At 63.6% G+C, this 10,492-nt stretch carries 9 protein-coding genes; 5 read left to right on the forward strand and 4 right to left on the reverse strand.

Annotated features, from left to right (window positions below; translation table 11 throughout):
• Positions 1–100 precede the first annotated feature (100 nt).
• Complete coding sequence (locus NKH50_RS13630) at positions 101–1,504, forward strand: MATE family efflux transporter (RefSeq protein ID WP_352879329.1); 1,404 nt, start codon at positions 101–103, stop codon at positions 1,502–1,504.
• Positions 1,505–1,521: 17 nt separating this feature from the next.
• Here NKH50_RS13630 and NKH50_RS13635 read toward each other — a convergent pair whose 3' ends face one another.
• From NKH50_RS13635 to speB, 4 genes are all read right to left on the reverse strand, one after another.
• Positions 1,522–2,169, reverse strand: a complete 648-nt coding sequence (locus NKH50_RS13635; RefSeq protein WP_352509350.1) for an amino acid ABC transporter permease — start codon at positions 2,167–2,169, stop codon at positions 1,522–1,524.
• Positions 2,166–2,834: an amino acid ABC transporter permease gene (locus NKH50_RS13640; RefSeq protein WP_254815843.1), complete on the reverse strand. Its 669-nt coding sequence runs from the start codon at positions 2,832–2,834 to the stop codon at positions 2,166–2,168. The genes NKH50_RS13635 and NKH50_RS13640 overlap by 4 nt, the downstream gene beginning before the upstream one ends.
• 6 nt (positions 2,835–2,840) lie before the next feature.
• Complete coding sequence (locus NKH50_RS13645; protein WP_352477002.1) at positions 2,841–3,650, reverse strand: transporter substrate-binding domain-containing protein; 810 nt, start codon at positions 3,648–3,650, stop codon at positions 2,841–2,843.
• A gap of 136 nt (positions 3,651–3,786) precedes the next feature.
• On the reverse strand, positions 3,787–4,848 hold the full coding sequence (speB, locus tag NKH50_RS13650) for an agmatinase (RefSeq protein WP_352506050.1): 1,062 nt from the start codon (positions 4,846–4,848) through the stop codon (positions 3,787–3,789).
• Positions 4,849–5,030: 182 nt separating this feature from the next.
• Between speB and gcvA the strand changes: the two genes are divergently transcribed.
• From gcvA to NKH50_RS13670, 4 genes are all read left to right on the forward strand, one after another.
• Entirely contained in the window at positions 5,031–6,005 is a 975-nt protein-coding gene (gene gcvA / locus NKH50_RS13655) for a transcriptional regulator GcvA (RefSeq protein ID WP_352477004.1), read from the forward strand.
• Positions 6,006–6,196: 191 nt separating this feature from the next.
• The gene (pncB, locus tag NKH50_RS13660; protein WP_254815847.1) at positions 6,197–7,501 is read left to right on the forward strand and encodes a nicotinate phosphoribosyltransferase; all 1,305 of its coding nucleotides are present in this window, start codon (positions 6,197–6,199) and stop codon (positions 7,499–7,501) included.
• Between the two features lie 22 nt (positions 7,502–7,523).
• A complete protein-coding gene (locus NKH50_RS13665) occupies positions 7,524–8,981 on the forward strand; it encodes a hypothetical protein (RefSeq protein WP_352751772.1) in 1,458 nt (485 codons plus the stop codon).
• 162 nt (positions 8,982–9,143) lie between these two features.
• Complete coding sequence (locus NKH50_RS13670) at positions 9,144–10,448, forward strand: ABC transporter substrate-binding protein (protein WP_352777693.1); 1,305 nt, start codon at positions 9,144–9,146, stop codon at positions 10,446–10,448.
• Positions 10,449–10,492: the final 44 nt, after the last annotated feature.

Genomic DNA, 10,492 nt, shown 5'->3' on the forward strand with positions numbered 1-10,492 from the left:
CGTCGTAATGCGGAATCCGGCCGATCGTGGCCGTTTCTGCGCTGAGATGCGGCTTCCGGCTCTTGCCGACGTGCCGCAATCGGATAGGCGGAAAACTGGAATGTCTGCGATCGAAGCCGACGCTCGCGCGCCGGAAAACCTTTGGCGTCGGGAAATCAGGGCGATGCTGGCGCTCGCCTGGCCGATGGTGCTGACCAATCTCGGCCAGACCGCGATGACCGCTACCGACGTCATGATGATGGGGCGGCTGGGGCCGGACACGCTGGCCAGCGGCGCGCTTGGCGCCAACCTCTATTTCATGCCGCTGATCTTTGGACTTGGCCTGATGCTGGCGACCTCGCCGATGATGGCGACCGAGCTCGGCCGTCACCGCCACTCGGTGCGCGACCTGCGCCGCACCGTGCGCCAGGGTCTGTGGCTGGCGATCCTCATCTGCCTTCCGATATGGGCCCTTCTCTGGCACGGCGAGAGCGTGTTGCTGGCCATGGGGCAGGAGCCGGCGCTGGCGCATCAGGCGGGTATCTATCTGCGCTGGCTCGAATGGGCGGTGCTGCCCTTTTTCGGCTATATCGTCCTGCGCTCGTTCATTTCGGCGCTGGAGCGGCCGGGCTGGGCACTGATCATCGTTTTCGTTGCCGTCGCCTGCAATGCCTTCTTCAACTGGCTGTTCATGTTCGGCAATCTCGGCATCCAATCGATGGGCATCGCCGGCTCCGGCCTTGCCACCACTTTGTCCAGTACGCTGATGTTCGCCGGCATGGCGACGGTGGTGATGCTTGAGAAGAAATTCCGGCGCTATCGTCTGTTCGGACGCTTCTGGCGCGCCGATTGGCCGCGCTTCAAGGGCCTGCTGCGGCTCGGCCTGCCGATCGCCGGCCTGCTGGCGTTCGAGGTGACGATCTTCAACGCGGCCGCCTTTCTCATGGGCCTGATCGATGCGGCTTCGCTTGCCGCCCATGCGATCGCCATCCAGATCGCCTCGGTCACCTTCATGGTGCCGCTCGGCCTCAACCAGGCGGTGACGGTGCGCGTCGGGCTCGCCCACGGCGCCGGCAATCCGGAAGGTGTCAGCCGGGCTGGCTGGACTGCCTATGTCGTCGGTGTCTCCTTCATGGCGCTGATGGGGCTGGTGATGATCTTGTGGCCGCATTTCTTGATCGGCGCCTTCATCGATGTGGGCAATCCGGCTAATGCCGAGGTGGTGGCGCTTGCCGTGTCGTTCCTCGCTTTTGCCGCGCTGTTCCAGGTTTTTGACGGCGCGCAGGCGGTAGCCAGCGGCATGCTGCGCGGGCTGCACGACACCAAGGTGCCGATGATCTACGCCGCGATCGGCTATTGGGGCATCGGCCTGCCGCTCGGCGTGCTGCTCGCCTTCCGTTTCGGCTTCCATGGCGTCGGCATCTGGATCGGCCTGTCGTCGGGACTGGCGGTGGTTGCTGCACTCCTGCTGGGGCGCTGGCTGCGGCGGGACAGAATCGCGCCGCCGCTGGTATTCGGGCGTTGAATTGCTGGTCGCCCGGCTCAGCGGGCGGCCGCCCGCTGCTCGAGCGAACGTGCGTATTGCGTTAGCGGGAAGCACATGACGAAGAAGATCAGTGCTACCAGCCCATAGACTTTGAACGGTTCGAAGGTCGCATTGTTGATCGCGTTGGATGTCCTCACCAGCTCCTCGAAACCGATGATCGAGGTCAGCGCGGTCGACTTGATCAGCTGCACCAGGAAGCCGACGGTCGGCGCGCGGGTGATCGAAAACGCCTGCGGCAGGATGATCAGCCTGAGCTCCTGCAGGTAGTGCAGGCCGAGGCTGGCGCCGGCGTCCCACTGGCCGCGCGGCAGTGCATCGACGCCGCCGCGCCAGATCTCGGCGAGATAGGCGCTGGCAAAGAAGGTCAGGCCAAGCACCGCCGCGGTCCACGGCTCGATGCGCAGGCCCAGCATAGGCAGGCCGAAGAACATCAGGAACAGTTGCATCAGCAGCGGCGTGCCCTGGAAAAGCGCGATGTAGCCGGACGCAAAGCGGCGCGCCCATTTGTTCTTGGCGATCCGGAAGAACAGCACGACCATACCAACCACGGCCCCGCCGACAAAGGCGGCCAACGACAAGAGCACCGTCCAGCGCGCCGCCAGCAGCAGGTTGCGCAGAATGTCCCAGAAGGTGAATTCGATCATGACACACCGGCTCCAAGAAGCCGGCGCCCGCCGCCGACCAGCAGCCGGCGCAGCCCAATCGACAGGGCGAGATAGACCATCGTCACCACGAAATAGGTCTCGAAAGCCCGGAACGTGCGCGCCTGCAGCATGTCGGCCTCATAGGTCAGCTCGCGCACCGCGATCTGCGACACCACGGCGGATTCCAGCATCATGATGACGATCTGGCTGGTCAGCGCCGGATAGATCACCTTGAGCGCCTGCGGCAGCACGATCTTGATGAAGACCTGGCGTGGCCTGAGCCCAAGCGCCAGTGCCGCTTCCGTCTGCCCGGGCGGCACCGCGTCGAGCCCGGCGCCAACGATCTCGATCGTGTAGGCGGCCATGTTGAGCGTCATCGCCAACATGGCCGCCAGCACCGGATCGAGCCTGACGCCGATGCTGGGCAGCCCGAAGAAGATGAAGAACAGCTGCACCAGGAACGGCGTGTTGCGGATCACCTCGACATACCAGCCGATCGCCCGCTTGAGCAGCAGCGGACCGTTCCGCCGCCCTGCGGCGCCGAGGATGCTGAGCAACGTTCCCGCCAGCGTGGTCACGGCGATCAACAGGATCGTCGTGGCCGCGCCGCGCGCGATCGCCCCTGTCGCCCCGGCAAGCCAGCCGAAGTCGAGGCTATAGGTCACCGGCCGTCAATCCTTGAGATTGGCGGGATCGAGCGGTGTCTTCAGCCAGGCCTTCGAGCTTTCGTCCAGTTTGCCGTCGGCCAGCATTTTGGCGACCGCATCGTTGACCGCTTGCTTGAGGCGGTCTTCCTTCTTGTTGAGGCCGATATGCGAGGGCGACGTGAGAAGCTGGAATTTCTGCTCCGGCTTCAGTTCCTCCTGGCGAGCCAGCACCTGGGCGCCGACATCGTTGCCGACCACCATCAGTTGGGTCTGGCCCGAGATGAACGCCTGGATGACGGAATTATAGTTGTCGAAACGGCGGATGTCGGCCGAGGCGGGTGCCGCCTCGGTCAGCGAGGTGTCCTCCAGCGTGCCGCGATTGACGGCGATCGACTTGTCGGCAAGGTCTTCCTTGCCTTTGACCGAGAGTGCTGCCGGGCCGATGACGGCGATGTAGTAGGGTGCGTAGGCGGCAGCGAAATCGATCACCTGCTCACGCTCCTTGGAGTAGCCGACGCTCATCAGCAGGTCGACGCGCTTGTCGGTCAGGTACGGAATGCGGTTCTGGCCGGTCACGCTGACCAGGTTGAGCTTGACCTTGAGCTGGTCGGCGATGGATTGCGCCACGTCGATGTCGTAGCCCTTGATGCTCATGTCGGCGCTGGCCGAGGAGAAGGGCGGGAAGTCGGAAAAGATGCCGACATTGATGGCACCGGCCTTGGCGATGTCGTCGATGGCGTCGGCATTGGCGGCCTGGGTGGTGAAAGCAAGACCGGTCGCGCCGAACATCAGCACGGCGACGATGGATGATTTGAGCTTCATGTGAAGTGTCATTGTCATTCCCCTGCTGGAAGCTTGTTTGTTGAATGCAACCGCCGGCTCCAGCGCGGCGGTCGCCTTTGGATTCTCTAGTGGACCATGATCTTTTCCGAAAACCGGTTCCCACTTTCGGGATCATGGTCGAGCTGCGTCAGCCTGCCCTGCCGGCAATCGCCGGGCTGAACACCATCAGGCTGAGGATCTCGAACAGCACCTGCGCGCCGGCATGCGCCGTGTTGGTGGTCGCGTCATATTGCGGTGCCACCTCGACGACGTCGCCGCCGACGATGTTGAGGCCCTTCAGGCCGCGCAGCAGCTCGAGCACTTCGCGCGTCGTCAGCCCGCCGACCTCCGGCGTGCCGGTGCCCGGTGCGAAGGCCGGATCGATGCTGTCGATGTCGAAGGAGACGTAGGTCGGGCCGTCGCCGACTATCCTGCGCGCCTTCTCGATAATGGCGGGAATGCCGAGGCCGGTTACCTCTTCGGCATGCACCACGGTCATGCCGGACTCATAGGTGAACTCCCACAGATATTCGGCCGAGCCGCGAATGCCGATCTGGATGGCGCGGCTCGGGTCGAGCACGCCGTCCAGCACCGCGTTGCGGAACGGCCCGCCATGGTGGAACTTGGTCATGTCGAACAGGCCGCTGGTGTCGCAATGGGCGTCGATATGGATCATGCCCACCGGCGCCTTCTTGCCGACAGCCTTCAGGATCGGGTGGCTGATCGAATGGTCGCCGCCGACTGAAAGCGGAAGGACGCCGGCGTCGACGATCTGGTTGGTGCGGCGTTCGATGTCGTCATGGCTGGTCTCCAGCCGGTAGCGGCTCTGGAACGGCACGTCGCCGATGTCGGCGACCTTCAGCTCATGCGTCGGCGCGCATTCCAGCACATGATTGTAGGGGCCGATGCGCTCGATGGCGCGCAACGCCCGTGGCCCGAAACGGGCGCCCGGCCGGTTGGTGACGCCAAGATCCATCGGCACGCCGATCATCGCCACCTGCAGATCGCCGAAATCCGGATTGTCGGCGGCGATTTCACGATAGGGCGCCGCGAGGAAGGTCGGGATGCCGGAATAGGGCGCCAGCCGCGTGCCGGTCTTGGAGAAGATCTTGTCGGCGACACGCTGGAATTTCGGGTCGAACATTTCGCCGCCATGGCTCTCGCCATATTTGCGGCGCAACGCTTCGAGCTTGCCGCGGTCGTAACCCATGTCGGTCCTCCATGGCTGGTGCGGTGCGCGGACGGCGGCCTCGATAGCCGCAGCGTTGGCTGCCTGCAGATTTCACGTCTTGATGCAATGCCTGGGCAAAGTGTCCTGTAGCTGCATTGAAAAATCAATTGATATTGTTAGGGTGTTCGCTGTGAGAAAATCTCACAGAGTTCAGGTTCCAAATGGCCAAGCGTTTGCCACCGCTCAACCCGCTGCGCGCCTTCGAGGCGACGGCGCGCCATGCCTCACTGAGCAAGGCGGCGGCCGAGCTGAACGTCACCCACGGCGCCATCAGTCATCAGATCAAGGCGCTCGAGCAATCATTGGGCGTCAAGCTGTTCGAGCGTGCCGGCCAGCGGGTGAAGCTGACGCCGCACGGCGCCGAGTTGCTGCCGGCGGTGTCGACCGCCTTCGACGGCATTGCGGCGGCCACACAGCGCATGACACGGCCGGCCAGCACCGGCGCGCTGTCGGTATCGTGCGTGCCGGCTCTGCTGTTGCTATGGATGATCCCGCGGCTGGGCAGCTTCACCTCGCAATATCCGGATATCAGGCTGACGCTGATCCCATCCAATGACGCCAAGGACGTCCGCGCTCCGCACATCGATGTCTGCGTGCACTATGGCGACGGCAGCTGGACCGACTGCTGGATGCGCAAATGGTCGGGTCTCGAACTGTTCCCGGTGGTCAGTCCGACGCTGATCAACAACCGCCCGATCCGCACCGTCCGCGACCTCGCCGATCACGTCTTCCTGCATGGCGATGACGGCCGCGAATGGCACACCTGGCTGGCCGCCGCCGACGCACTGGATCTGGAGCGCGGCCGCCGCCATCATCTCGGCGATGCGCGCATGGCGACCGAAGCCGCCGTGCACGGCCATGGCGTGGCGCTCGGCGATACGGTGACGGCAAGCGGACTGCTCGCCAGGGGTCTGCTTGTCGCCCCGTTCAGCCTTTCCGTGCCGGCGGTCGACGATTTCTACGTCGTCTGCCGCAACGAGATGCGGTCGGCGCCGATCGTGCAATTGTTCATCGACTGGCTGTTTGCCGAGAAAGAGCAGGCCGACCGCCGCGCCGACGCGCCGGTGGCAGGTCGCATCGGCATTCGCCGCAAGCGTCCAGCGCTCAAGGTGGTCGGCTCCAAGACTGCATCCTGAGGCCGAAACTGCCGCAGGCGCCGCTTGCCGCAGGGGCTTCTTTTTGTCGGGCCAGCCCGCAAAGCGGGAGGCGCGTTCAAAAATTCGATGCTAAGAGGCATTTGGAGCAATTCCAGGAAAAGTGCGCAGCGGTTTTCCGTCCGGATTGCGATAGACAAAAGCTAGAGCGAGCAGCGAAGGCGCATTGAGCGATGGCAAAGACCGATATAGCGCGGCGCGTCTACAACCACACTTGGAAGCTCGACCCGATCGTCCGTAGCTTGCTCGACACCGATTTCTACAAGCTTCTGATGCTGCAGATGATCTGGGGCATGTATCCCAAGGTCGACGCCACCTTCTCGCTGATCAACCGAACCACCTCGGTCCGCCTTGCCGAGGAGATCGATGAGACGGAGCTGCGCGAGCAGCTCGACCATGCCCGCACCTTGCGCTTCTCGAAGAAAGAGATGATCTGGCTCGGCGGCAACACCTTCTATGGCCGCAAGCAGATCTTCGAACCGGAATTCCTCGCCTGGCTGGAAAATTTCCGGCTGCCCGAATACGAGCTTTCCAAGCGCGACGGCCAATACGAACTCGCCTTCAGCGGCCCGTGGATGTACACGACGCTGTGGGAGATCCCGGCGCTGGCAATTATCAATGAACTTCGATCTCGCGCGGCCATGCGAGCGTTCGGGCCGTTCGCGCTCGACGTGCTCTATGCCCGCGCCAAGGCCAAGATGTGGGCCAAGACTGAGCGGCTGAAGGCGCTGCCCGGCATCCGCATCTCGGATTTCGGCACCCGCCGCCGCCATTCTTTCCTGTGGCAGCGCTGGTGCGTCGAAGCGTTGAAGGAGGGCATCGGCGAGGCCTTCACCGGTACCTCCAATGTGCTGCTCGCCATGGACAACGATCTCGAGGCGCTCGGCACCAACGCGCATGAACTGCCGATGGTGTTCGCCGCGCTCACCAATTCGGAAAAGGAATTGAAACAGTCGCCCTACAACGTGCTGCAGGACTGGCAGCGCTACTACGGCGGTAACTTGCTTATCGTATTGCCGGACACCTTCGGCACCGCGGCGTTCCTGCGCGATGCACCGGACTGGGTCGCCGACTGGACCGGCTTCCGCCCCGACAGCGCGCCGCCGATCGAAGGCGGCGAGAAGATCATTTCCTGGTGGCGCGAAAAGGGCAAGGACCCCAAGCAGAAGCTGCTCATCTTCTCGGATGGGCTAGAGGTCGAGACCATCGAGGAGACCTACCGCCACTTCCGCGGCAAGGTGCGCATGTCCTTCGGTTGGGGTACCAACCTGACCAATGATTTCGAGGGCTGCGCGCCGACCGAGACCAACCGGCTAGACGCCATCTCGCTGGTCTGCAAGGTCACCGAAGCCAACGGCAGGCCGGCGGTCAAGCTTTCCGACAATCCGGCCAAGTCGACCGGCGACGAGAAAGAGATCGAGCGCTATTTGCGGATATTCGGCCAGAAGGATCGCGTGGAGCAACTGGTGAAAGTGTGAGGTGGGGGGACTCTTGCGTAGTATGAGTTCCTTCGCGCCCCCCTCTGTCCTGTCCGGTAGGACAGAGGGGGACGCCGTAGAGCCCCGTCGTTACAGTCTAGCTCTCGTCGTTGTTGGCTTTGCATTCTCGCCCACTCCCGCCTTCGCCCACGCCTCCGACCGCGGCCACGTCCTGCTGCTTCCCACCGGTTACTACGTCGTGGGTGGCGCGCTCGCCGTTGCCGCCAGCTTCCTGATCCTCGCTCTACTCCCGCCGGACTCCCTCGACCGCTTCTGGCGCAAACGCCTGCCGCTTTTCGCCTTCGGCGACGGCGCGCGAACTGCCGTCAGCCTGGTATCCTTTGCCGGCTTTGCAATTCTGATCGCCGCCGGCCTGTTCGGCAGCCGCGATCCGCTCTCCAATCCACTGCCGCTGACCGTATGGACATTGCTCTGGGTTGGCCTGGCTCTGTTGCAGGGGCTCGCCGGCGATCTCTGGTCGTGGGCCAATCCGTGGTACGGGCCGTGCCGCGTCGTCTCGCACTTGTTCGGCAGATCGCAGCCGCAGTTGCTCCCCCAGTGGCTCGGCTATTGGCCGGCTTTCGTGCTGTTCTTCGCCTTCGCCTGGTTCGAGCTGATCGACCCTGCGCCCGACGATCCGGCGCGGCTGGCCTGGGCCGCCGGCGCCTATTGGCTGCTGAGCTTTGCCGCCATGCAGGTCTTCGGATACCGCGACTGGAGCCAGCGCGGCGAGTTCCTGACGGTGTTCTTTGCCATGGTAGCGCACTTCGCCATCGTCGAGCACAACGAGGACGGCCGGCTCAAACTCTGCTGGCCGGGTGCCAAGCTGCTCGGTGCCGCGCCGCTACCGCTCAGCGGCGTCGCTTTCCTGCTGCTTGCGCTGTCGTCTGTCTCCTTCGACGGCCTGTCGAAAACCTTCTTCTGGCTAGGCTGGTTCGGGATCAATCCGCTGGAGTTTCCTGGACGCACCGCTTTGATCGGCATCGGCAGTTTCGGCCTTGCGCTGAGCTTTGCCGTGCTTGCGGCGGTGTTCGCGCTCGCCCTCTTTCTTGGCCAGCACCTTGCCGGCAGCAAGCATTCGCTCGGTCACGCCGCCGGGCTTTTGGTCTGGTCGATCGTACCGATCGCGCTCGCCTACCACTTCGCGCATTATCTGACGGCGCTGCTGGTCGACGGCCAATATGCGATTGCCGCTCTTTCCGACCCGCTTGCGCTGGGCTGGAACCTGTTCGGTACCGCCGACATGTCAATTGAAGCCGGCGTTGTCGCCGGCGCCGGCTCGGCGTGGTGGCTGTGGAACCTCCAGGCCGGCGTCATCATTGCCGGCCACATGCTTGCAGTGCTTGTCGCTCATGGCTTGGCCTGGCGGCTGCATCCCGGTCCGGCTCGCGCCGCGCTCAGCCAGTTCCCGCTCACCGTGCTGATGATCGCCTATACCGTGCTCGGCCTATGGCTGCTTGCGACGCCGAGCGCCGGATGAACGAGGTGCGCGATGGCCGTCAATCGGACCTTGGGGAAAGCTCGCTTGCCACGTCAGAGCTTTGGTGATTTAGTTTGTACACATGCAATTTTCGGCCCTCTTAACAAGAGTGGCCTGCCTGCTACAGCCATTGGTCAAAGCTCAAAAACAAGGGGAACTGCCGTGACTGACAAGAATGGGTTTTTCGATCTCTCCAGATCCGCTCTCACCCGCCGCGCGGCGCTGAAGGGCCTTGCCGCCGGCGCCGGTCTTGCCGTCGCGCCGGGTTTCGTGCGTTACAGCCAGGCGCAGAGCTCGGCGCCGATCAAGATCGGCTTTCAGTCGCACCGCACCGGCATCGGCGCCGCCTACGGCCGCTGGTACGAGAAGACCACGGCCGCTGCCGTCAAGGCTATCAACGATGCTGGCGGCATCAACGGCCGGCCGGTCGAGGTGATCATCGAGGATGATGGCACCGATCCCGGCCGGGGCGCCGAAGTCGTCGGCAAGTTCGCCTCCCAGCACAAGACCGACATCGTCTACGGCACGCTGTTTTCGCATGTCGTCATCGGCTCGGCGCCGGCCGCCGGCGAGGCCAAGATGCCCTATTTCGTCGTTAGCGAAGGCCACCACGTCGCGTCGACCAAGTTGAACCGCTACGTCTTCCAGCCCGGCATCACCGATGTGAAGAGCCAGATCCAGTCGATGGCGCCGTGGATTGCCGCCAATGCCGGCAAGAAGGTGACGCAGATATTTCCCGATTTCGCGTTCGGCTACGACCATCGCGACTACCTGCCGCCGGCCCTGAAGGCGCAAGGCGCCGAGGTCATCGCCCAGATCGCCATCCCCCCGACAGAATCCTCCTTCACCAAATATTTCCCGCAGATCCCCGCGGAGACCGAGGTGATCTACCACGTCATGGTCGGCCCGGCGGTGCTCACCTTCGTCAAGGAGCTCGGCGAGTTCTACGGCTCCAATCGGCCACAATTGTTCGGCTTCATCGATTCGCTCGAAGCTACCGACATCAACAGCCCCGGCCTCGAATTCCTTGACGGCAGCCATTTCTGGGAAGGTTCGCCGCGCTACGCGCAGCCTGATGATTCCCCCGCGCAGAAGGCCTACCGCGCCGCCGTCGGCATCGACGACAACGGTGCCGCCGTCGGCGACCCCAAGGACGTCTCCACCGCCGCGCATATGTTCGGCTGCTGGGAAACGCTCTATGTCGTCAAGAAGGCGATGGAAGATGCCGGCTACAAGGGCCCGGAAGACCGCGCCAAGCTGGTCGAAGCGACCGAGGCATTGACCGAGTTCGCCGAAGGGCCCGAGCATCCGCAGGGGCCGAAAACCTTCAACGGCAAGATCCACCAGTGTTTTGGCATCCAGAACATCTCCAAGGTCGAAGGCGGCCGGCTGAATGTCGTCCACAAGACCAAGATCGAGGACGGCCTCTACGAGCCGGAAGGGGATTACACGACGCAGGCGCTGTGAGCTTGGCTGCCGCAGCAAGCGTGAGCGCCAAGACACCCTCCTCT

The organism is Mesorhizobium sp. M1027 (assembly GCF_040318745.1).
Taxonomy (GTDB): Bacteria; Pseudomonadota; Alphaproteobacteria; order Rhizobiales; family Rhizobiaceae; genus Mesorhizobium.

Bases quoted from the DNA above. Each gene is read 5' to 3' on its own strand.
- pncB (WP_254815847.1), top strand. From the start codon at position 6,197: ATGGCAAAGACCGATATAGCGCGGCGCGTCTACAACCACACTTGGAAG.
- NKH50_RS13645 (WP_352477002.1), bottom strand. From the start codon at position 3,650: ATGACACTTCACATGAAGCTCAAATCATCCATCGTCGCCGTGCTGATG.
- NKH50_RS13630 (WP_352879329.1), top strand. From the start codon at position 101: ATGTCTGCGATCGAAGCCGACGCTCGCGCGCCGGAAAACCTTTGGCGT.
- NKH50_RS13665 (WP_352751772.1), top strand. From the start codon at position 7,524: ATGAGTTCCTTCGCGCCCCCCTCTGTCCTGTCCGGTAGGACAGAGGGG.
- speB (WP_352506050.1), bottom strand. From the start codon at position 4,848: ATGGGTTACGACCGCGGCAAGCTCGAAGCGTTGCGCCGCAAATATGGC.
- NKH50_RS13635 (WP_352509350.1), bottom strand. From the start codon at position 2,169: ATGATCGAATTCACCTTCTGGGACATTCTGCGCAACCTGCTGCTGGCG.
- gcvA (WP_352477004.1), top strand. From the start codon at position 5,031: ATGGCCAAGCGTTTGCCACCGCTCAACCCGCTGCGCGCCTTCGAGGCG.